General features: G+C 72.6%; 23 protein-coding genes. 14 read left to right on the top strand and 9 right to left on the bottom strand.

Going from position 1 to position 19,022, the window contains the following annotated elements; translation table 11 throughout:
* Positions 1–16 precede the first annotated feature (16 nt).
* Genes G408_RS0107465 through ptsP form a run of 3 tightly spaced genes read left to right on the top strand, consistent with a single transcriptional unit; the run spans position 17 to position 2,396 of the window.
* The gene (locus G408_RS0107465) at positions 17–409 is read left to right on the top strand and encodes a PTS sugar transporter subunit IIA (protein ID WP_028770592.1); all 393 of its coding nucleotides are present in this window, start codon (positions 17–19) and stop codon (positions 407–409) included.
* On the top strand, positions 402–671 hold the full coding sequence (locus G408_RS0107460; protein ID WP_028770591.1) for an HPr family phosphocarrier protein: 270 nt from the start codon (positions 402–404) through the stop codon (positions 669–671). Before G408_RS0107465 ends, G408_RS0107460 begins: the two co-directional genes overlap by 8 nt.
* A gap of 3 nt (positions 672–674) precedes the next feature.
* A complete protein-coding gene (gene ptsP, locus G408_RS0107455; RefSeq protein ID WP_028770590.1) occupies positions 675–2,396 on the top strand; it encodes a phosphoenolpyruvate--protein phosphotransferase in 1,722 nt (573 codons plus the stop codon).
* Between the two features lie 35 nt (positions 2,397–2,431).
* Here ptsP and G408_RS0107450 read toward each other — a convergent pair whose 3' ends face one another.
* Positions 2,432–2,812 carry a hypothetical protein gene (locus G408_RS0107450; RefSeq protein WP_156890094.1) on the bottom strand — a complete coding sequence of 127 codons (381 nt, stop codon included), beginning with the start codon at positions 2,810–2,812 and terminating at the stop codon, positions 2,432–2,434.
* A gap of 129 nt (positions 2,813–2,941) precedes the next feature.
* Between G408_RS0107450 and mgtE the strand changes: the two genes are divergently transcribed.
* A complete protein-coding gene (mgtE, locus tag G408_RS0107445; protein ID WP_028770588.1) occupies positions 2,942–4,303 on the top strand; it encodes a magnesium transporter in 1,362 nt (453 codons plus the stop codon).
* A gap of 32 nt (positions 4,304–4,335) precedes the next feature.
* Here the strand turns inward: mgtE and G408_RS0107440 are convergent, their stop codons facing one another.
* Genes G408_RS0107440 through G408_RS0107430 form a run of 3 tightly spaced genes read right to left on the bottom strand, consistent with a single transcriptional unit; the run spans position 4,336 to position 6,322 of the window.
* On the bottom strand, positions 4,336–5,268 hold the full coding sequence (locus tag G408_RS0107440; protein ID WP_028770587.1) for an aspartate carbamoyltransferase catalytic subunit: 933 nt from the start codon (positions 5,266–5,268) through the stop codon (positions 4,336–4,338).
* A gap of 12 nt (positions 5,269–5,280) precedes the next feature.
* Positions 5,281–5,733, bottom strand: a complete 453-nt coding sequence (gene ruvX / locus G408_RS0107435) for a Holliday junction resolvase RuvX (RefSeq protein WP_037412743.1) — start codon at positions 5,731–5,733, stop codon at positions 5,281–5,283.
* 4 nt (positions 5,734–5,737) lie between these two features.
* The gene (locus tag G408_RS0107430) at positions 5,738–6,322 is read right to left on the bottom strand and encodes a YqgE/AlgH family protein (RefSeq protein ID WP_425423345.1); all 585 of its coding nucleotides are present in this window, start codon (positions 6,320–6,322) and stop codon (positions 5,738–5,740) included.
* 51 nt (positions 6,323–6,373) lie between these two features.
* Here G408_RS0107430 and G408_RS13680 point away from each other — a divergent pair, with 51 nt between their 5' ends.
* Positions 6,374–7,105, top strand: a complete 732-nt coding sequence (locus tag G408_RS13680) for a hypothetical protein (protein ID WP_037412742.1) — start codon at positions 6,374–6,376, stop codon at positions 7,103–7,105.
* Between the two features lie 25 nt (positions 7,106–7,130).
* Here G408_RS13680 and G408_RS0107420 read toward each other — a convergent pair whose 3' ends face one another.
* Positions 7,131–8,261, bottom strand: coding sequence for a PilT/PilU family type 4a pilus ATPase (locus tag G408_RS0107420; protein ID WP_028770584.1), 1,131 nt, complete (start codon positions 8,259–8,261; stop codon positions 7,131–7,133).
* 46 nt (positions 8,262–8,307) lie between these two features.
* Complete coding sequence (locus G408_RS0107415) at positions 8,308–9,345, bottom strand: type IV pilus twitching motility protein PilT (protein WP_028770583.1); 1,038 nt, start codon at positions 9,343–9,345, stop codon at positions 8,308–8,310.
* Between the two features lie 87 nt (positions 9,346–9,432).
* On the opposite strand from G408_RS0107415, the gene G408_RS0107410 reads away from it, so the two are divergent.
* The 6 genes from G408_RS0107410 (at position 9,433) to G408_RS0107385 (ending at position 14,522) form a co-directional block, all read left to right on the top strand.
* Positions 9,433–10,110, top strand: coding sequence for a YggS family pyridoxal phosphate-dependent enzyme (locus G408_RS0107410; RefSeq protein ID WP_037412740.1), 678 nt, complete (start codon positions 9,433–9,435; stop codon positions 10,108–10,110).
* Positions 10,111–10,185: 75 nt separating this feature from the next.
* Positions 10,186–11,022 (top strand): pyrroline-5-carboxylate reductase, encoded by an 837-nt coding sequence (gene proC, locus G408_RS0107405; RefSeq protein WP_028770581.1) that lies wholly within the window; start codon positions 10,186–10,188, stop codon positions 11,020–11,022.
* Positions 11,023–11,037: 15 nt separating this feature from the next.
* Positions 11,038–11,598 (top strand): DUF4426 domain-containing protein, encoded by a 561-nt coding sequence (locus G408_RS13675; protein ID WP_051282748.1) that lies wholly within the window; start codon positions 11,038–11,040, stop codon positions 11,596–11,598.
* Positions 11,599–11,600: 2 nt separating this feature from the next.
* The gene (locus tag G408_RS0107395; protein ID WP_028770580.1) at positions 11,601–12,284 is read left to right on the top strand and encodes a histidine phosphatase family protein; all 684 of its coding nucleotides are present in this window, start codon (positions 11,601–11,603) and stop codon (positions 12,282–12,284) included.
* A 10-nt stretch (positions 12,285–12,294) separates the two neighbouring features.
* Positions 12,295–13,506, top strand: a complete 1,212-nt coding sequence (locus G408_RS0107390; RefSeq protein WP_028770579.1) for an acyl-CoA dehydrogenase family protein — start codon at positions 12,295–12,297, stop codon at positions 13,504–13,506.
* The gene (locus G408_RS0107385; RefSeq protein ID WP_028770578.1) at positions 13,503–14,522 is read left to right on the top strand and encodes a phosphotransferase family protein; all 1,020 of its coding nucleotides are present in this window, start codon (positions 13,503–13,505) and stop codon (positions 14,520–14,522) included. Before G408_RS0107390 ends, G408_RS0107385 begins: the two co-directional genes overlap by 4 nt.
* A 30-nt stretch (positions 14,523–14,552) precedes the next feature.
* On the opposite strand, the gene G408_RS0107380 is transcribed toward G408_RS0107385, so the two are convergent.
* Positions 14,553–15,362 carry a kinase gene (locus G408_RS0107380; protein WP_028770577.1) on the bottom strand — a complete coding sequence of 270 codons (810 nt, stop codon included), beginning with the start codon at positions 15,360–15,362 and terminating at the stop codon, positions 14,553–14,555.
* Between the two features lie 124 nt (positions 15,363–15,486).
* On the opposite strand from G408_RS0107380, the gene pdxH reads away from it, so the two are divergent.
* On the top strand, positions 15,487–16,071 hold the full coding sequence (pdxH, locus tag G408_RS0107375; RefSeq protein ID WP_028770576.1) for a pyridoxamine 5'-phosphate oxidase: 585 nt from the start codon (positions 15,487–15,489) through the stop codon (positions 16,069–16,071).
* Between the two features lie 42 nt (positions 16,072–16,113).
* Here the strand turns inward: pdxH and G408_RS0107370 are convergent, their stop codons facing one another.
* Both G408_RS0107370 and G408_RS0107365 read right to left on the bottom strand, forming a co-directional pair.
* Entirely contained in the window at positions 16,114–16,407 is a 294-nt protein-coding gene (locus G408_RS0107370; RefSeq protein ID WP_028770575.1) for a hypothetical protein, read from the bottom strand.
* A gap of 99 nt (positions 16,408–16,506) precedes the next feature.
* Positions 16,507–17,322 carry an NAD-dependent epimerase/dehydratase family protein gene (locus tag G408_RS0107365; RefSeq protein WP_028770574.1) on the bottom strand — a complete coding sequence of 272 codons (816 nt, stop codon included), beginning with the start codon at positions 17,320–17,322 and terminating at the stop codon, positions 16,507–16,509.
* A 22-nt stretch (positions 17,323–17,344) separates the two neighbouring features.
* On the opposite strand from G408_RS0107365, the gene G408_RS0107360 reads away from it, so the two are divergent.
* Together G408_RS0107360 and aroB are read left to right on the top strand one after the other, a co-directional pair.
* Complete coding sequence (locus tag G408_RS0107360; protein WP_028770573.1) at positions 17,345–17,884, top strand: shikimate kinase; 540 nt, start codon at positions 17,345–17,347, stop codon at positions 17,882–17,884.
* Positions 17,881–18,999: a 3-dehydroquinate synthase gene (gene aroB / locus G408_RS0107355; protein WP_028770572.1), complete on the top strand. Its 1,119-nt coding sequence runs from the start codon at positions 17,881–17,883 to the stop codon at positions 18,997–18,999. Before G408_RS0107360 ends, aroB begins: the two co-directional genes overlap by 4 nt.
* Positions 19,000–19,022: the final 23 nt, after the last annotated feature.

Genomic DNA, 19,022 nt, shown 5'->3' with positions numbered 1-19,022 from the left:
TTGCTAAGGTTCCGGCATGGCCGTCGGAATCCTCCTCATCACCCATCCCGGTGTCGGCAGCGCCCTGCTCGAGACCGCCACCCGCCTGCTCGGCCGGCTGCCGCTGGAAGCGCGGGCCTTCGAGGTCGAGTTCGATGCCGACCTCGCCGCCCTGCTGCCGCGGGCCAGCGCCGCCCTGAAGACCGTGATGGGCGAGGAAGGCGCCCTGCTGCTCACCGACGTGTATGGCGCCTCGCCGGCCCGGCTGGCGCACCAGCTGGTGCGCATCGCCGAACCCTGCCGGCGGGTGGCCGGGCTTTCGCTGCCGATGCTGCTCCGGGTGATGAACTACGGCGAGCAGCCGCTCGACGAGCTCGCGCGTACCGCGGCCAATGGCGGCCGCAATGGCGTGGTGGTGGACGATGCTTGAGCGCGAGATCCCGGTCGTGAACCGCCTCGGCCTGCATGCCCGCGCCGCGGCCAGGCTGGTGCAGCTGCTGGCGGGCTTCCAGTCGCGGGCGACGCTGATCGGTGGCGGCCGCGAGGTGAATGCGAAATCGATCATGGGCGTGCTGCTGCTGGCGGCCGGCAAGGGCAGCACCGTGCGGCTGCGCACCGAGGGGCCCGACGAGGCCGAGGCCATGGCTGCGGCCGAGGCCCTGTTCGCCCGCCGCTTCGACGAGGCCGACTAGAGCATGCGGCGGCAGCTCGCCGGCATCGGTGCCTCGCGCGGCCTGGCCCTGGGCCGGGCGCGGGTGCGCCACCCGCACGTGCTGAGCCTGAGCGAGGAGACCATCGCCGCCGAACAGGTGCCGGCCGAGCTGGAACGCCTGGATGCCGCCATGGCGGCGGCGCGCGCCGAGCTTTCCGGCCTGCGCGAGCGCCTGCAGGGCACGCTGGCCCGCGAGGTCGGGGAATTCCTCGACCTGCACGTGCTGATCCTCGACGATCCCGAACTGCGCGCCGGCCTGCGCGATCTGGTGCAGACCGGCCGCTACTCCGCCGACTACGCCCTGAAGCTGCAGCGCGACCGCCTCGCTGCCGTGTTCCAGTCGATGGAGGACGATTACTTCCGCACCCGCCTCGACGATCTCGACCACGTGATCGGCCGGGTGCACGCCGCCCTGCACCGCCGTCCCGACGATGCCCTGCTGGGCTTCGCCGGCGAGGTGCTGGTGGCCGACGACATCGCGCCTGCCGAACTGGTGGAACTGGCGCGGCGCCAGGTGGCGGCCGTGGTCACCCGGGCCGGCAGCCCGCTCTCGCACAGCGCCATCGTCGCCCGCGGCCTGCATCTGCCGATGGTGGTGGGCTGCGCCGATGCGCTCTCGCACGTGAACGACGGCGATGCCCTGCTGGTGGATGGCCGCGACGGCCTGCTGGTGGTGGAGCCGGATGCCGACGACCTCTCCCGCTACCAGGTGCTGCGGGCCAAAATCGAGAAGAAGCGGGTCGAGCTCGAACGCCTGCGCCGCGCCCCCACCCGCACCCGCGACGGGGTGGACATCGGCCTGTTCGCCAATGCCGAACGGCCGGAGGAGATCGAGGAAGCCCTGGCCTGCGGCGCCGACGGCATCGGGCTTTACCGCACCGAGTTCCTGTTCCTGGGCCGCGAGGACGTGCCGGACGAGGAGGAGCAGTTCGCCACCTACCGCGAGGTGGTGCGGGCCATGGGCGGACGTCCGGTCACCCTGCGCACCCTCGACCTCGGCGCCGACAAGGCCGACCGGGCGGGGCTTTCGCTGCGCGACGAGCCCAATCCGGCGCTCGGCCTGCGCGGCGTGCGGCTTTCGCTGCACCGCCCCACCCTGCTCGACACCCAGCTGCGCGCCATCCTGCGCGCCTCGGCCTTCGGTCCGGTCCGGGTGCTGGTGCCGATGGTGACGGCACGCGAGGAAGTGGAGGCGGTGAAGGCGCGGCTCGGCCTGCTGGCCGAGCGCCTGCGCGGCGAAGGCCATGCCCTCGGCGAGCGGGTGGCCTTCGGGGTGATGGTGGAGGTGCCGGCCGCCGCCCTCACCCTGCCCGACTACGCCGACCTCGTCGATTTCGCCGCCGTGGGCACCAACGACCTGGTGCAGTACCTGCTCGCCGCCGACCGCACCCACGAGGCGCTGGACGGCCTGTTCAGCGAACGCCATCCGGCGGTGCTGCGCCTGCTGCAGCGATTGTTCGAGGAGGCGCGCGCCGCCGCCCTGCCGATCCATGTCTGCGGCGAGCTCGCCGCCAGCGCGCCCGACGTGCCCCTGCTGCTGGCCCTCGGCCTGCGCGATTTCAGCGTGCACCCCGGGGCCCTGCTGGAGATCCGCGAGGCGATCCGCGCCTGCGAACTCGGAACGCTGAAGCGCCGCGCCCCGGCCCTGCTGCGCTGCCGCGAGCGGGCCGAGGTGGAGCGCTGGCTGGCGCGCGGCCAGGCCTGAGGGCGCCGGGGCACGCAGCGCCCCCGGTCAGGCGTTCAGCCCGGCGGGCATTCCAGCGGCGGCACGGCCTGCGCGGCCATCACCACCCCGGTATTGCGGTCCACCATCACGAACCACTTGCCCGGCACCGCCCAGGGGTCGGAGACCTGCTGCCCCGAGGCCTCGTTGGCGCGCGCCCAGAGCTGGCCCCGGCTGCTGTCGAGACGGAAATCGAATTTCGGATCGGGCCAGTCCTGCACCGCCCAGGACACCCGCACGGCGAAGGGCCGGGCCGGATCGCAGGCCTCCTGCGGCAGGGGGCGGATCTCCAGGCTCACGCCATCCAGGGCCATCGGCGCCTCGGGCACGAACTCGGCCGGGCTGCAGGCAGCGAGCAGCAGGGCGGCGACAGGCAGGCAGAGCGATGCAATACGCATGGGGAACTCCTCGTCCAGATCCATTGGCAGGCCCCGAGCGTGCCCGAGCCTGCATGAACGCCACAAGCACGGGTGGGCGGCGCTGGCGGCAGGGGCCATAATGCGCGCGCCCCGCACCCAGGCCCGCCGATGGTCGATGCCACCCGCCACGAACGCACCGCGCAGCAGCTGCGCATGCTCTCGCAGTCGCTGGACAGCGGACGGCTCGGCCCCGTGCGCCGGCTGGTCAACAGCCTGAGCGCGGCCGAGATCGGCAACCTGCTGGAATCCCTGCCGCCGGCCAAGCGCGACGTGGTCTGGGGCCTCGTCGATCCCGAGGACGACGGCGAGGTGCTGCTGCACGTCGACGACGAGGTGCGCGAGGGCCTGATCGCCGCCATGGACCCGGACGAGCTGGTCGCCGCCGTCGAGGACCTCGACATCGACGATCTGGCCGAGCTGATGGAGGACCTGCCGGACACGGTCATCGACGAAGTGCTGAAGTCGATGGACCGCGAGAACCGCGAGCGGCTGGAGCAGGTGCTCTCCTACCCGGAGGACAGCGCCGGCCGCCTGATGAATCCGGACGTGGTGACGGTGCGCGCCGACGTCACCGTGGACGTGGTGCTGCGCTACCTGCGCCTGCGCGGCGAGCTTCCCGAGAACACCGACCATCTCTACGTGGTGAGCCGCCGTCACCAGTACCTCGGGCGCATCGCCCTGGCGCAGCTGGTGACGCAGGAGCCCTCCACGCCCATCAACACCCTGATGGACGACAGCCAGCCGGCGATCCCGGTGGACACGCCCTCCGACGAGGTGGCGCGGCAGTTCTCCGACCACGACTGGATCTCGGCGCCGGTGGTGGACGAGAACAACGTGCTGCTCGGGCGCATCACCATCGACGACGTGGTCGACATCATCCGCGAACAGGCCGACTACCAGGTGCTCTCGGCCGCCGGCGTGAGCGAGGACGAGAGCCTGTTCAGCCCGGTGCTGCGCGCCTTCAAGGGTCGCTTCACCTGGCTCAGCATCAATCTTTGCACTGCCTTCCTCGCCGCCAGCGTGGTCGGCCGCTTCGAAGCCACGCTGGCCGAGATCGTGGCGCTGGCGGTGCTGATGCCGATCGTGGCCGGGATGGGCGGCAATGCCGGCACCCAGGTGCTGGCGCTGATGGTGCGCGGCATCGCGCTCGGCCAGGTCTCCAGCGCCAACCTGCGCACCCTGATCTGGAAGGAGATCCGCATCGCCATCATGAATGGCGTGCTGCTCGGCACCCTGGTGGCCATCGTCACCTACCTGTGGTTCGGCAAGCCCGGCATCTCGCTGGTGATCTTCTCGGCCATGGTGATCAACCTGAGCTGCGCGGCCACCGCCGGAGTGCTGGTGCCGATGGCCCTGCGCCGCTTCAACATCGACCCTGCCGTGGGCGGCGCGGTGATCCTCACCACCGTCACCGACGTGATGGGCTTCTTCGCCTTCCTCGGCCTTGCCACCCTGTTCCTGCTGCAGTGAGGCCGCGCGTGCCGCCGGGGCGGCACCCGGCTTCAGGCGCCGAGCAGGTGGCTTAGCACCGCCATGCGCACCGCCACACCGTTCGCCACCTGCTCGAGGATGACCGAGCGCGGCCCGTCGGCCACCTCGGCGGCGATCTCCACCCCGCGGTTCATCGGCCCGGGGTGCATGACGATGGCGTCGGGCTTCGCGCGGGCGAGACGGCGGGCATCCAGCCCGTAGTCGGCGAAATAGGCCTCGAGCGAGGGCACCAGGCCCTCCTCCATGCGCTCGCGCTGCAGGCGCAGCATCATCAGCACGTCCACGCCCTCGAGCATGGCATCGAGCTCCTGGCCTACCGTGCAGCCCTCCAGCACCTCGGGCCCGGGCAGGAGGGCCGCCGGCCCGCAGACCCGCAAATCGCGGCAGCCGAGCTGGCGCAGGGCCTGCAGGTCGGAGCGGGCCACCCGGGAATGCTTCACGTCGCCCACCACCAGCACCGAGAGACGGCTGAAATCGCGCCCCTTGTGGCGGCGCAGGGTGAGCATGTCGAGCAGGCCCTGCGTGGGGTGGTTGCTGCGGCCATCACCGGCATTGAGCAGGGCCGTGCCGGGGCCGGCGGCATCGGCCAGCGCGGCCACGGCGCCATCCTCGGCATGGCGCACCACGAAGGCTTCCACGCCCATGGCCTCGAGGGTGCGGAAGGTATCGAGCGCGGTCTCGCCCTTCTTCACCGAGGACGCGCCGACATCGAAGTTCAGCACATCGGCGCCGAGCCGCTGGGCGGCGAGCTGGAAACTGCTGCGGGTGCGGGTGGAGTTCTCGAAGAACAGGTTGCACACGGTGCGTCCGGCCAGCACCTGGCGCAGGGCGGTACCGCCCCGGGCGTGCGGCAGCATCGCCTCGGCCTCGTCGAGCAGGGCATGCAGCCGGGCCTCGCCGAGGCCGTCGAGGGTGAGCAGGTGGCGGAGACGGGGCAGGGTCATGGCATCGGCAGATCAGGGGAAACGGAAGGATTCGGCCGCATCGCCGGCCAGCCAGCGCTCGACGATGACCACGGCGGCGAGGGCATCGATGGCCTCGCCGTGGCGGCGGCGCACCACGCCGGCGCGACGCTGCCCGGCGAAACGGGCAGCGGCCTCACGGGAGCTGTGGCGCTCGTCCACCATCACCACCGGAAGACCGCTGCGCTTCGCCGCGGCGCGGGCGAAGCCGCGCACCCACTGGCGGGCCGGCGGGTCCTCGCCGGGATCGTCGCTGCGCGGATCGCCCACCACCAGCCGGCAGGGCCGCCATTCGCCGAGCAGGCGGTCGAAGCGCTCCCAGTCCGGAAGGCCCTCGCGCACCTCGATCAGCCCGAGCGCGCTGGCAGTGCCGGTGATGCCATTGCCGACCGCCACGCCGATGCGCCGGCTGCCGACGTCGAAACCGAGGACGGCGCCGTCGTCCATGCGCTCACGCGTGGCCGCTGTAGTCGGCGAGATGCGCGACATCGACGCCGATCTGCCCCGCGGCAGCCTGCCAGACGAGGTCGCGGTCGGCCTCGAACACCAGGGCCTCCGGGGCCGGCACGGTGAGCCAGGCATTCTGGGCGAGTTCGCCCTCGAGCTGCTCGCGACCCCAGCCGGCATGGCCGATCAGTACCTGGAAACGCTCCGGGCCCTCGCCGCGGGCCATGGCGTGCAGGATCTCGCGCGAGGTGGTGAGGCCATAGACGCCGAAGCGCAGGGTGGACGGCCAGGGCCGGGGATCGTCGTGCAGCACGAAGCCGCGGTCGATCTGCACCGGGCCGCCCCAGAGCACCTGCCGGGCCTTGAGCTCGCGGCTGCCCCCCTCGATGCCGAGCTGGTCCATCAGCTCGCCGAGCAGCACGTCGGTGCGGCGGTTGATCACCACCCCCATCGCCCCGTCGCCGTCGTGCTGGCACATCAGCACGGCGGAGCGGGCGAAATGCGGATCGTCCATGCCGGGCATGGCGAGCAGCAGCTGGGAAGCGAGCGAGCGTTCGAGCGGCATGCCGCCATTGTAGGCCGTGGGCATCGGGGCGGGGGCTGGCTAAGCTGAGTGCCCCCGAAACGCGACGACGCCCCGATGATCCGCCACGCGATTTCCACTGCCGGCCTCCTGGTCCTCGCCCTCACGGCCTGCGGCCCTTCGGAAGAACAGCGCCAGGCCGCCGCCGAGGCCGCGGCGCGCGCCCGCGAGGCCAGGCTGGCCCCCACGCTGGCGGTCTACCGGGAGGCGAAGGCGCGGCAGGACTGGGCCCTGGCACTGGCGAGCGCCGAGGTGCTGCTGGCCGACGGCCCCGGCTCGGCCGCCGCTGCCGAGGCCTCGGAGGGGCTGGAGGCGCTCCGCGAAGCCGCCGCGGCCCAGCGGGAGGCGCAGCGCCTCCGTGCGTTGTGGGCCTACACCTCGACTCCGGTGGAGGGCAGGCCGACGCCCCAGAAAGCCGCCTCGATCCGCAACCAGCGCCCGGAAGACGATGCCGCAAGCTTCGCCGTGCCGCCCACCGTGCAGCTGGTGCTGCGCAACGACCCGCGCTGGGGCCAGAGCGTCTACCTCGTCATCGAGGAGGGCCTGTTCGACTGCGGCCGGCCCTGCGCCTTCCGCATCGGCTTCGACGGGGCCGCGCCGCGGCGCTTCGCCGGCGAGGCCTCCAGCACCGGCACCCGCCCGGCCCTGTTCATCAAGGACGACGCCGGCTTCATCCGCGCCCTCGAGGGCGCCGCCCGCGTCTCCATCCAGGCCGCCGATGGCCGCGGCCCGGTGCTCGAGTTCGAGACCGGGGGCTACGACCCGGTGCGCTACCGCACGGGCGGCTGAGCGCCGTCCGCGCCGGAGTCGTCTATCAGTCGGCCTTCGCCACTTCCACCCCGTCGAGGCCGGCGGACAGCGAGCGGGCGTCGCCGCCCTGGGCCAGCTTGATCTTGAGGCGCACCTCGTTGGCCGAGTCGGCGTAGCGCAGCGCATCCTCGTAGGTGATCTCGCCGGCCTGGTACAGCTCGAACAGGGCCTGGTCGAAGGTCTTCATCCCGAGCTGGGTGGATTCCTTCATCACGTCCTTGAGCTTGTGGATCTCGCCGTCGCGGATGTAGTCCTGCACCAGCGGCGTGCCGAGCAGGATCTCCATGGCGCAGCGCCGGCCCTTGCCGTCCGGCGTGGGGATCAGCTGCTGGGCCACGATGCCCTTGAGATTGAGCGAGAGGTCCATCAGCAGCTGGCTCCTGCGCTCCTCGGGGAAGAAGTTGATGATGCGGTCCATCGCCTGGTTGGCGTTGTTCGCATGCAGGGTGCAGAGCACCAGGTGGCCGGTCTCGGCGAAGGCGATGGCGTGGTCCATGCCCTCGCGGGTGCGCACCTCGCCGATCATGATGACGTCGGGCGCCTGGCGCAGGGTGTTCTTCAGCGCCGCCTCCCAGCTCTCGGTGTCGATGCCGACCTCGCGCTGGGTGATGATGCAGCCCTCGTGCTTGTGCACGAACTCGATCGGGTCCTCGATGGTGATGATGTGGCCCGAGGAGTTCATGTTGCGGTAGCCGATCATCGCCGCCAGTGAGGTCGACTTGCCGGTGCCGGTGGCGCCCACGAAGATGATGATGCCGCGCTTGGTCATCGCCAGCGTCTTGATGATCGGCGGCAGGTTCAGCTCGTCGATGGTGGGGATCTTGGTCTCGATCCGGCGCAGCACCATGCCCACCTGGTTGCGCTGGTAGAAGCAGGAGACACGGAAGCGGCCGACGCCGGCAAGGCCGATGGCGAAGTTGCACTCGTGGGTCTTCTCGAACTCCTCTCGCTGCGAGGGGTTCATCACGTTGAGCACGAGGTCGCGGCTCTGCTGCGGGGTGAGCGGCTCCTGGGTGATCGGCACCAGCTTGCCGTGCAGCTTCATCGACGGCGGCACGCCGGCGGTGATGAAGAGGTCCGACGCCTTCTTGTGCGCCATCAGCTTGAGGAAGGAGGTGAAGTCGATGCTGCTCATGGGGGGCTCCGGCCGTTTCTCCTGGGGGGCTGGGTGACGTGCCAGCTCACTCGAACAGGCGCTTGTCCTTGGCGTAGGTGGCGGCCTGGGCACGGGTGATGATGCCGCGCTTGAGCAGGTCCTGCAGGCACTGGTCGAGCGTCTGCATGCCGTACTGCTGGCCGGTCTGGATGGCGCTGTACATCTGCGCCACCTTGTCTTCACGGATCAGGTTGCGGATGGCGGGGATGCCCACCATGATCTCGTGCGCCGCCACGCGGCCGCCGCCCACCTTCTTCAGCAGGGACTGCGAGATCACCGCGCGCAGGCTCTCGGAGAGCATCGAGCGCACCATCGGCTTCTCGCCGGCCGGGAACACGTCGATGATGCGGTCGATGGTCTTGGCGGCCGAGCTGGTGTGCAGGGTGCCGAACACCAGGTGGCCGGTCTCGGCGGCGGTGAGCGCGAGGCGGATGGTCTCGAGGTCGCGCAGCTCGCCGACCAGGATGTAGTCGGGGTCCTCGCGCAGCGCCGAGCGCAGGGCCTCGTTGAAGCCATGGGTGTCGCGGTGCACCTCGCGCTGGTTCACCAGGCACTTCTGCGAGGTGTGGACGAACTCGATCGGGTCCTCGATGGTGAGGATGTGCGAGTACTCGTTCTTGTTGATGTGGTCGATCATCGCCGCCAGCGTGGTCGACTTGCCCGAGCCGGTGGGACCGGTGACGAGGATCAGGCCCTGCGGCTGGTCGATGAGCTCCTTGAACACCCGCGGCGCGGCGAGATCCTCGAGGGTGAGGATCTCGGAGGGAATGGTGCGGAACACCGCGCCAGCGCCGCGGTTCTGGTTGAAGGCATTGACGCGGAAGCGGGCGAGGCCGGGGATCTCGAAGCTGAAGTCGGTCTCGAGGAACTCCTCGTAGTCGCGGCGCTGCTTGTCCGACATGATGTCGTAGATCAGCGCGTGCACCGTCTTGTGGTCCAGTGCCGGGATGTTGATGCGGCGGACGTCGCCGTCCACCCGGATCATCGGCGGCAGGCCGGCCGAGAGATGGAGGTCGGAGGCCTTGTTCTTGACCGAGAAGGCCAACAGTTCCGCGATGTCCATGCGTGTTCTCCCCTGGGCGCAACGTGAGTCAGTGCGGTCTCGCGCGCTCGTGCGACGCGCGGCATTCCGGCAGTATAGCCCCAGCCCATGGACGCTCTGGAAGCCCGCTACCGCCACCTGCTGGACGCCCTGGCCGGGGCCGCCCCCGGGCGCGCCCCGGTGCTGCTCGCGGTGAGCAAGACCCAGCCCGCCGGGGCGGTGCGGGCGCTCGCCGCCCTGGGCCAGCGCGCCTTCGGCGAGAACTACGTGCAGGAGGCGCTGGCCAAGCAGCGCGCGCTGGCCGACCTGGCGCTGGAATGGCACCTGATCGGCCCGCTGCAGAGCAACAAATGCCGCGAGGCCGCCCGCCACTTCGACTGGGTGCAGAGCGTGGACCGGCCCAAGCTGCCGCCCCTGCTGGACCGCGAACGCCCTGCCGGGCGGCCGCCGCTCAATGTGCTGCTGCAGGTGAACATCGATGGCGAGGCCAGCAAGTCGGGCTGCGCGCCGGAGGCGGTGATGGCGCTCGCCGACCAGGTGGCCGCCCTGCCCCGGCTGCGGCTGCGCGGGCTGATGGCCATCCCGGCCCCGCACCCCGAGCCGGAGCGGCGGCGCGCCGCCTTCGCCCGGATGCGCCGGCTGTTCGAGACCCTGCGCGCCGCCCATCCCGGCTGCGACACCCTGTCGATGGGCATGAGCGAGGATTACCCGCTGGCCCTGGCCGAAGGCGCCACCCTGGTGCGCGTGGGCAGCGCCCTGTTCGGGCCGCGCCCGCCGAAGCCCTGAGCCCCGCCCCGGGGTTCCGCCCGCGCGGCGAGGCAGGCCATGATGCGGGCCCGCCCTCGCCCCAGCACCGCGCCGATGTCCAGCCCGTCCCCTGCCTTCCCCACGGTCGCCTTCATCGGCGGCGGCAACATGGCCCGCGCCCTCATCGGCGGGCTCCGGCGCGGCGGCATGGCCGCCGGACGCATCATCGTCAGCGAACCTTCGGCCGCGAGCCGCGAGGGTCTGGCCGCCGAGTTCGGCGTGACGGCCACCGCGGACAATGCCGAGGCCGCGGCCGCCGGCGAGGTCTGGGTGCTGGCCACCAAGCCGCAGGTGCTGCGCGGGGTCTGCGAGGCCCTGGCGCCGCTGGCGCAGGCCCGCCGCCCCCTCGTGGTCTCGATCGCCGCCGGCATCACCAGCGCCCAGCTCGACCGCTGGCTGGGCGGCGGCCAGGCGGTGGTGCGCAGCATGCCCAATACCCCGGCCCTGCTCGGCGCCGGGGTGACCGGCCTCTACGCCACCGCCGCGGTCGGTGAGGCCCAGCGCGCCCTGGCCGAGGCCCTGCTGCGACCCGCCGGCGAAACCGTGTGGATCGCCGACGAGGCCCTGATGGACGCGGTGACCGCCACCTCCGGCAGCGGTCCTGCGTATGTGTTCCTGCTGGCAGAAGCGATGCAGGCCGCGGCCGCGGCCGAGGGCCTGCCCGCCGAGGCGGCGCGCACCCTGGTGGTGGAGACCATCGCCGGCGCCGCCCGCATGCTGAAGGAGAGCGGCGAGCCCGCGGCCACGCTGCGCCAGCGCGTGACCTCGCCGAACGGCACCACCCAGGCCGCGCTGGAGGCCTTCGCCGCCGGCGGCTTCATGCCCCTGGTGGCGGCGGCCGTTCACGCGGCGCGAATCCGTGGCGCGGAACTCTCGGCCCTCAACGACTGAAGCCGGAGCCACGCCATGGCCACCTTTCCTCCAGCCCCGGACACGCGGCGGGTCCGCCTCGCCGCCCTCCTCGGCCTTGCCCTCGCCCTGCCGCTGCCCGCCCTGGCCTCGCCCCCGGCGGCGCCCCCGGTCTCTGCGGCGGCCAGCGCGCCCGCAACGCCGGCCCGGCCCTCGCTCTACCTCGGCTCGGGCCGCAACAGCACGCAGTCCGGCGAGTTCACCGTGCACTACAACGCCATGCCCACCCTGCAGCTCACGCCGGAGATCGCCCGCCGCCACGGCATCACCCGCTCGGCCAACCGGGCGCTGCTGAACGTGTCGGTGCGCCGCGGCAAGGCCGCCGAGAGTAGCCCCGTCAGCGCCCGCATCAGCGCGGCCGCCACCAATCCCGCCGGCCAGCGGCAGTCGCTCAATCTGCGCGAGGTGCGCGACGGCCAGGCGCTCTACTACCTCGGCGAGGCGCGCATCGAGCCGCGCGACGAGCTCGATTTCGAGCTCGAGGTGCAGCCGGAAGGCAGCGCGCCGATCCGGGTACGCTTCCGCCAGGAGTTCTGGCCGGCGCAGGCGACCCGCTGAGCATGGCCCTGCTCTTCGTCCGCCACGCGCAGGCCAGCTACGGCAGCGAGGACTACGACCGGCTCTCCCCGCTGGGCTGGACCCAGGCCCAGCACCTCGGCGCCTGGCTGGCCCGCGAGCCGCACGGCTTCGCCCGGGTGCGGGTGGGACGCATGCGCCGCCACCGCGAGACCCTCGAGGCCATCCACCGCGCCTTCGCCGAGGCCGGGCATCCGCTGCCAGAGCCGGAGGAAGACGCCGACCTCGACGAGTTCGACCACGGCGCGGTGATCCGCGCCTTCCTCCTCGAGCGGGCCGATGCCGGCATGCGTGAGCGCGCGAGCTCGCAGGACCCGGCCATCCTCGGCCCGATGCTGCATGCAGCGATCCTCGCCTGGGCCAACGACGAACTCGAGGCCGTGCCCGAGCGCTGGGAAGCCTTCGGCGAGCGCGTGGCCCGGGCCGGGGCGGCGGCGGCCGAGGCCGCCCGCGAGGGCGCCACCCTCGTGGTCAGCTCGGGCGGCGTCATCGCCCGGCTCGCCCAGCAGGCCCTCGAGGTGCCGGCGCGCCGCGCCGTGGACCTCAACCTCGCCATCCGCAATGCCTCGATCAACGAGTTCAGCGCCGGGTCGGGCCGGCTGCGCTTCGGCAGCTTCAACACCCTGCCGCACCTCGCCCACGACCGCCGGCTGTGGACGCATTTCTGAAGGACCGCCGATGAGCCCGCTGTTTCCCTTTTCCGACCGCGCCCGCGCGCTCGACGCGCAGCTCGCCGCCTTCATGGCCGAACGCGTGCTGCCGGCCGAAGCCGAAGTGCAGGCCTGGCAGCAGGATCCGGCCACGCGCTGGACGGTCTGCCCGCGCATCGAAGCCCTGAAGGCGGAGGCGAAGGCCGCGGGCCTGTGGAACCTGTTCCTGCCCGATACCACGCACGGCGCCGGCCTCTCCAACCTCGACTACGCGCCGCTGGCCGAGCGCATGGGCCGCGTGCCCTGGGCCAGCGAGGTGTTCAACTGCAATGCGCCGGACACCGGCAATATGGAGCTGCTGGCGCACTTCGGCACCCCGGAGCAGAAGGCGCGCTGGCTGGAACCGCTGCTGCGCGGCGAGATCCGCTCGGCCTTCGCCATGACCGAGCCGGAGGTGGCCTCATCCGATGCCACCAACATTGCCCTTTCGATCCGCCGCGAGGGCGATCACTACGTGCTCGATGGCCGCAAGTGGTGGATCACCGGCGCCGGCGACCCGCGCTGCCGGGTTCTCATCGTCATGGGCGTCACCACGCCGGAGGCCGGGCCGCACGCACGCCATGCCATGGTGCTGGTGCCGATGGACAGCCCGGGCCTGGGCGTGGTGCGGCCGCTGCAGGCCTTCGGCTTCGACGATGCGCCGGGTGGCCATGTCGAGCTCGAGTTCCGCAACGTGCGCGTGCCCGTGGAGAACCTCGTCGGCGGCGAAGGCCAGGGCTTTGCGCTGGCGCAGGCCCGCCTCGGCCCCGGCCGCATCCACCACTGCATGCGCCTGATCGGCATGGCGCAGCGGGCGCTGGAGATGATGGTGGCGCGGGCGCAGCACCGCATCGCCTTCGGAAAACCGCTGGGCACGCAGGGCATAGTGCAGGAGGCCATCGCGCTCTCGCGCTGCGAGATCGAGCAGGCCCGCCTGCTCACGCTCGACGCCGCCGCCCAGCTCGACGCCAAGGGCAACAAGGGCGCGAAGGACGCCATCGGCATGATCAAGATCGTGGCCCCGCGCATGGCCTGCGCCGTCATCGACCGCGCCATCCAGGTGCATGGCGCCGCCGGCCTCGCCGACCCCTTCCTCTCGGCGGCCTACACCGGCGCGCGCTGCCTGCGCCTGGCCGACGGCCCGGACGAGGTGCACCTCGCCGCGCTGGCCAAGGGCATGCTGAAGGGCCCCGGCGCATGAGCGGCGAGTGCTTCGCGCTGGACGAGGCCGTGCTCGCCGCGGCGCTGGAGGCCCACCTGCCCGGCTTCCGAGGGCCGCTCAGGGCCACGAAGTTCGAGGGCGGCCAGAGCAACCCCACCTACCGTCTCGATGCCGCCTCCGGCACCTATGTGCTGCGCCGCAAGCCGCCGGGTGCCCTGCTCGCTTCGGCCCATGCCGTGGACCGCGAGTACCGCGTGCTCACGGCCCTGCAGGGCCGGGTGCCGGTGGCGCGGCCGCTCTGGCTGTGCCACGACGCTGCGGTGATCGGCTCGATGTTCTACGTGATGGCCTTCGTCGACGGCCGCGTCGAGTGGGACCCATCGCTGCCCAGGCACACCCCCGAACAGCGCAGCGCGCATTACCACGCGCTCATCGACACGCTCGCCGCCATCCACTGCGTCGACCTGGAGGCCACGGGGCTGGTCGATTTCGGTAAGCCCGGCAACTACTTCGCCCGCCAGATCGCCCGCTGGAGCGAGCAGTACGCGCAGAGCCGTACCCGCGACATCCCGGCCATGGACGCGCTGATCGCCGAGCTTCCGGCGCGCTGCCCGGCCGACGATGGCCGCGTGGCCCTGGTGCATGGCGACTTCCGCCTCGACAACCTGATGTGGGCGAAGGACGGCCCGCAGGTGCTGGCGGTGATGGACTGGGAACTCGCCACCCTCGGCCACCCGCTAGCCGACCTCGGCTATCTCGCCATGGCCCTGCGCCTGCCGCGCAACCCCGCCCTGCCGGGTCTGGCCGGTCTCGACCGCGCCGCGCTCGGCATCCCCTCGGAAGCCGAACTGCTGGAGCGCTACGCCGCGCGCACCGGGCAGGCGCTTCCGCAGGACTGGGGCTTCGTGCTCGCCTTCAGCTACTTTCGCCTCGCTGCCATCGCGCAGGGCGTGGCCCGGCGCGCCGAACAGGGCAATGCCAGCAACGCCCGCGCCGCGGAGGCCGGGCGGATGGTGGACCTGCTCGCCAGCGCGGGGCGGGCGGCGCTGGGCTGAAGGCCCGGAGGCCGGGCGCGGCCGACGGGTTCAGCCGAGCACGCGCCGCCCGGCGTCGAGCGCGATGGTCTCGTCGGCGATGCCGGGCAGGGTGGCCAGGGCCTGCCGCGAGACCCGCTCGAAGAACTGCACGAAGCGCTCCACCTCGCTGCGGCTCATGGCGCGGCGTCCCGGATTGGCCGCGGCCAGGGTCTGCTCCTGCTGCCAGCGCCAGTCTGGCACCACCTCGAAGCCCGGCCCGCGCAGGAAGAGCAGATGGTCGAGCCGCGCCCACAGCGGGGCATAGGCCGGAAGGGCGGCATTGCACCAGCGCCGCCAGATGCCCTCGGGGTCCTCCTCGCGCTCCAGCGCATTGAGCGGCCGGGCGAGCTCGGCCTCGGCCTGCGGCGGCACCTTGTGGAACCAGCCCTCGAACAGCACGAGATCGGGCACGCCCTGCACCCGCTCCCAGGCCGACTCGGGCAGGCGGCGGTCGGCGAGCTTGTCGAAGGCCGGCAGCCGCGCCCGGCCCTCGCGCAGGGCATCGAGGGTGGCGAGGCCCAGCGCGATGTCGTGCGAGCCGGGCGCCCCGCGGGTGGCGAGCAGGGGATGCACCTCGCGGCCGAGACGCTGGCGCTCCGGCTGGTCGAGGTAGACATCGTCGATCGACAGCACCACCGCCCGCAGGCCGCGCTCGCTGGCCAGAGCCGCCACCTGCGCGGCGAGCGTGGACTTTCCCGTGCCCTGCAATCCGGTGAGGCCGAACACCCGGCACGGCCCCGGCAGGGCCAGGGCGCGCGCCAGCACTGCCGCCACGAACCCGGCGGGATAACCGGTTCCCCGAGGTTTTAGCACGGCCATCGGACGGTCTTGAGCGGGATCATGCGCCCGGGGCGCGGGGGCGGCGAGAATAGCGCGTCCCGCCCCGAGCCCGAGTGCCCCCGACGTGAGCGAACACCCCACCGACACCGCTGCCCCCGACCCGCTGCTGGCCGAGGCCATCGCCACCTTCCGCACCCTGCTGGCCGAGGCCACGGCCGCCGGCGACCCGGAGCCCACGGCCATGACCGTGGCCACCGCCGATGCCCGGGGCCGCCCCTCCGCGCGCACGGTGCTGCTGAAGCACGTGGACGAGCAGGGCTTCGTGTTCTACACCAACTTCGACTCACGCAAGGGCCGGCAGCTCGCCGCCAATCCGCAGGCCGCGCTGCTGTTCCTGTGGAAGACCCTGCGCGAGCAGGTGCAGGTGAAGGTGGAAGGCACGGTGGAGCCGGTGACAGCCGCCGAGGCCGATGCCTATTTCGCCAGCCGCCCGCGCGAGAGCCAGATCGGCGCCTGGGCCTCGCTGCAGTCGCAGACGCTCGATTCGCGCGAGACCCTCGAGCGGCGCATCGCCGAGTTCAGCGCGAAGTTCGAGGGCGGACCGGTGCCGCGGCCGCCGCACTGGTCGGGTTTCCGCGTGGTGCCGGAGATGATCGAATTCTGGTACGGCGCGAAGTTCCGCCTGCACGAGCGCCAGCGCTACGCCCGCATCGAGGGCCGCTGGACGAAGCGGATGCTCTACCCCTGAGGGCCTTCGCCGGGGCCGCGCCGCGCGGCCCCGGCAGGTGCCTCACTGCACTTCGATCTCGATGCCGCCGACGATGCCGGCCACAAGGTTGTAGAGAAAGGCGCTGATGACCCCGCCGATGAAGCCGAGCACGCCGTAGAACAGCGGGAAGGCGATGACGGAGCCGACGCCGAAGAGCATGCCGGCGAACCCGCCGCCCTGGTTGCCGCCGAGGGCGGCCGCCGCGCCGAGCAGGGCGAACAGCGAGAAGAACAGGCCGATGATGAGGCCGAGGCCGGCGTAGAGCGCGCCCAGCACCTTGCCGGCGGACAGCACGCCGATGCGACGAATGATCATGCTTGGAAATCCCCTTGAAAGCGCCCGCGGTCCTGCGGGCCGGCCGACGATACCCACGGACGGGTGGCAGGCGTCAACACCGGGCGGCGCGACGCGCGCTCAGTCCGGCGGCGTGGCGTAGCCCTCGCGCCAGCTGGGGAAACGGGGGGCCCAGCCGGTGCCGCGCAGGCGGGCGTTGGAGACGCGCTTGCCGCTCTCCGGGCCGGCCGCCGCGCCGAGCGCCGGCAGGCCGAGCCGCGCGCGCAGGCCATCGACCACTTCATGCTCCAGCGCGGGCGCGTCGTCGCTGCCGCAGTACACGCGGGCGATGCGCGGCGCCTCCAGCAGATGCAGGAGCGCCCCGGCGACATCCTCGACATGGATGCGGTTGGTCCAGCGCCGTTCGCCGGGGGCCTCGCGGCGCGCGCGCTGCCACATCCGCTCGCGGCCGGGCCCGTAGATGCCGGAGGCGCGGAAGGCCGCGGCGTCGGGGTGGGCCTCGAGCTCGCGCTCGGCCTCGCGCAGCACGCGGGCGTTGAAGGCGGTGGCGTCCGCCGGCGTGTCCTCGTCCACCCAGCCGCCCGCGTCCTCGGCGTAGACCGCGGTGCTGCTGACGAACAGCGCGCGACCGATGTCGGCGCGGTCGAGCAGGCGGCAGAGGCCGTCGCGGTACAGGGCGCGGTAGGCGGCCTCGCTGCGCTCGTCGGGGGCGGCGCAGAACACCAGGGCTGCGAGCTGCCCTGGCACCGCGGCAAGCCCCTCGCCGGTGGCGAGGTCGGCGCGCAAGGCGCGGATGCCCGCCCCCGGGTCCGTGGCGCGGCGGCGCAGGGCCAGCACCTCCCAGCCGGCCCGCGAGGCGGCGGCGGCGAGGCGCGAGCCGGTATCGCCGGCGCCGGCCACGAGCAGCGTCGGGCGGGAGTCGTTCAAGGCAGGCATGGGGCGATGCTACCGTTCGCCCATGAATCCTGCGGTGAACCTCGTGCTCGTCGGCCCCATGGGGGCCGGAAAGACCTCCATCGGCCGGCGGCTGGCGGAGCGCTTCGGCCTTGTCTTCGTCGATCTCGACCAGGCCATCGAGGCGGCCGCTGGCGCGCGGGTAGCGGAGCTCTTCGAGCGCGAGGGCGAGGCCGGCTTCCGCGAGCGCGAGGCGCGGCAGCTGGCGCAGGAGCTCGCAGGCGAGAACCGGCTCATCGCCACCGGCGGCGGCGCGGTGCTGGCCGAGGCCAACCGCCGGCGGATGCGCGAGGGCGCCTTCGTGCTTCACCTCGCGGTCTCGGTGGAAGAACAGCTGAAGCGCCTCGCCAACGACCACGCCCGGCCCCTGCTGCAGCGCCCCGACCGCGAGGCAGTGCTGCGGCGACTCGCGGAGGAGCGCGCCCCGCTCTATGCCGAGGTGGCCGATCTGCGCTTCGACACCAGCGGCCTTGCCCCCGCCCAGGCCTGCGAGCGGCTGGTGCCGCTGCTGCGCGAGGGCTGGCAGCACGCGAGGGCGGCATGAGCATGCCGCCGTCCGCCCTGCACCGGCTCGAGGTGGAACTGGGCCCGCGCCGCTACCCGATCCACATCGGCCCTGGCCTGCTCGGCGACCAGGCGCTGCTCGCCGCCCAGGCGCCCGGCCGTCATGTGCTGATCGTCAGCGATGCCAACGTGGCTCCGCATTACCTCGCCCGGGTCGAGGCCGCCTTCGCCGGGGCCGGAAAGCAGGTGGCCAGCGTGGTGCTGCCGCCCGGCGAGCAGGAGAAGACCCTCGCCCGCTTCGGCGAGCTGCTGTCTGCCCTCGCCCGGCTCGGGGCCAGCCGCGATGCCTGCCTCGTCGCGCTGGGCGGCGGGGTGGTGGGCGATCTTGCCGGCTTCGCCGCCGCCTGCTGGATGCGCGGCGTGCGCTTCGTGCAGCTGCCCACCACCCTGCTGGCGATGGTGGATTCCTCGGTGGGCGGCAAGACCGCCGTCGACCTGCCCGAGGGCAAGAACCTCGTCGGCGCCTTCCACCAGCCCTCGGCCGTGATCGCCGACACCGACACCCTGGCCACCCTGCCGGAGCGCGAACTCTGCGCCGGGCTGGCGGAGGTGCTGAAGTACGGCGCGCTGGGCGATGCCGCCTTCTTCGCCTGGGTGGAGGCGAAGGCCGCCGCCCTGCGGGCCCGCGAGCCCACTGCTCTCGCCGAGGCGATCGCCCGGAGCTGCGCGCACAAGGCCGCCATCGTGGCCCGCGACGAGACGGAAACCGGCGAACGCATGCTGCTCAACCTCGGCCATACCTTCGGCCATGCCATCGAGGCCGAGCAGGGCTTCGGTGGCCTGGTGCATGGCGAGGCGGTGGCCGTGGGCATGGTGCTGGCGGCGCGGCTCTCGGCCCGGCGGGGCCACGCCCCGGACGCCGATGCCGAGCGGCTCGCCGCGGCGCTGCAGGCCCTCGGCCTGCCCACCGCCCTGCCCCCGGGCCTCGCCCCGGAAGCCCTGCTCGCCCGCATGCGGCTCGACAAGAAGAATCTCTCCGGGCGCCTGCGGCTGATCCTCTGGCGCGGCATCGGCCAGGCCTTCGTGGCCGAGGACGTGGAGGAAGCCGCGGTGCTCCGGGTGCTGTCCGGGCAAGGACCGCTGGCTGGCGCCTGAAGCCCTCCCCGTGAAACGGTGGC

Origin of the sequence: Silanimonas lenta DSM 16282 (genome assembly GCF_000429065.1) — a bacterium.
Taxonomy (GTDB): Bacteria; Pseudomonadota; Gammaproteobacteria; order Xanthomonadales; family Xanthomonadaceae; genus Silanimonas; species Silanimonas lenta.
Note: the sequence above shows the minus strand (reverse complement) of the source record. Positions and strands in the feature narration are given on the sequence as shown.

What these genes read in the sequence shown, in the direction of transcription:
- G408_RS0107465 (WP_028770592.1), top strand. Translation starts at nt 17, where the DNA reads ATGGCCGTCGGAATCCTCCTCATCACCCATCCCGGTGTCGGCAGCGCC.
- G408_RS0107460 (WP_028770591.1), top strand. Translation starts at nt 402, where the DNA reads ATGCTTGAGCGCGAGATCCCGGTCGTGAACCGCCTCGGCCTGCATGCC.
- ptsP (WP_028770590.1), top strand. Translation starts at nt 675, where the DNA reads ATGCGGCGGCAGCTCGCCGGCATCGGTGCCTCGCGCGGCCTGGCCCTG.
- G408_RS0107450 (WP_156890094.1), bottom strand. Translation starts at nt 2,812, where the DNA reads ATGCGTATTGCATCGCTCTGCCTGCCTGTCGCCGCCCTGCTGCTCGCT.
- mgtE (WP_028770588.1), top strand. Translation starts at nt 2,942, where the DNA reads ATGGTCGATGCCACCCGCCACGAACGCACCGCGCAGCAGCTGCGCATG.
- G408_RS0107440 (WP_028770587.1), bottom strand. Translation starts at nt 5,268, where the DNA reads ATGACCCTGCCCCGTCTCCGCCACCTGCTCACCCTCGACGGCCTCGGC.
- ruvX (WP_037412743.1), bottom strand. Translation starts at nt 5,733, where the DNA reads ATGGACGACGGCGCCGTCCTCGGTTTCGACGTCGGCAGCCGGCGCATC.
- G408_RS0107430 (WP_425423345.1), bottom strand. Translation starts at nt 6,322, where the DNA reads ATGCCCACGGCCTACAATGGCGGCATGCCGCTCGAACGCTCGCTCGCT.
- G408_RS13680 (WP_037412742.1), top strand. Translation starts at nt 6,374, where the DNA reads ATGATCCGCCACGCGATTTCCACTGCCGGCCTCCTGGTCCTCGCCCTC.
- G408_RS0107420 (WP_028770584.1), bottom strand. Translation starts at nt 8,261, where the DNA reads ATGAGCAGCATCGACTTCACCTCCTTCCTCAAGCTGATGGCGCACAAG.
- G408_RS0107415 (WP_028770583.1), bottom strand. Translation starts at nt 9,345, where the DNA reads ATGGACATCGCGGAACTGTTGGCCTTCTCGGTCAAGAACAAGGCCTCC.
- G408_RS0107410 (WP_037412740.1), top strand. Translation starts at nt 9,433, where the DNA reads ATGGACGCTCTGGAAGCCCGCTACCGCCACCTGCTGGACGCCCTGGCC.
- proC (WP_028770581.1), top strand. Translation starts at nt 10,186, where the DNA reads ATGTCCAGCCCGTCCCCTGCCTTCCCCACGGTCGCCTTCATCGGCGGC.
- G408_RS13675 (WP_051282748.1), top strand. Translation starts at nt 11,038, where the DNA reads ATGGCCACCTTTCCTCCAGCCCCGGACACGCGGCGGGTCCGCCTCGCC.
- G408_RS0107395 (WP_028770580.1), top strand. Translation starts at nt 11,601, where the DNA reads ATGGCCCTGCTCTTCGTCCGCCACGCGCAGGCCAGCTACGGCAGCGAG.
- G408_RS0107390 (WP_028770579.1), top strand. Translation starts at nt 12,295, where the DNA reads ATGAGCCCGCTGTTTCCCTTTTCCGACCGCGCCCGCGCGCTCGACGCG.
- G408_RS0107385 (WP_028770578.1), top strand. Translation starts at nt 13,503, where the DNA reads ATGAGCGGCGAGTGCTTCGCGCTGGACGAGGCCGTGCTCGCCGCGGCG.
- G408_RS0107380 (WP_028770577.1), bottom strand. Translation starts at nt 15,362, where the DNA reads ATGGCCGTGCTAAAACCTCGGGGAACCGGTTATCCCGCCGGGTTCGTG.
- G408_RS0107370 (WP_028770575.1), bottom strand. Translation starts at nt 16,407, where the DNA reads ATGATCATTCGTCGCATCGGCGTGCTGTCCGCCGGCAAGGTGCTGGGC.
- G408_RS0107365 (WP_028770574.1), bottom strand. Translation starts at nt 17,322, where the DNA reads ATGCCTGCCTTGAACGACTCCCGCCCGACGCTGCTCGTGGCCGGCGCC.
- G408_RS0107360 (WP_028770573.1), top strand. Translation starts at nt 17,345, where the DNA reads ATGAATCCTGCGGTGAACCTCGTGCTCGTCGGCCCCATGGGGGCCGGA.
- aroB (WP_028770572.1), top strand. Translation starts at nt 17,881, where the DNA reads ATGAGCATGCCGCCGTCCGCCCTGCACCGGCTCGAGGTGGAACTGGGC.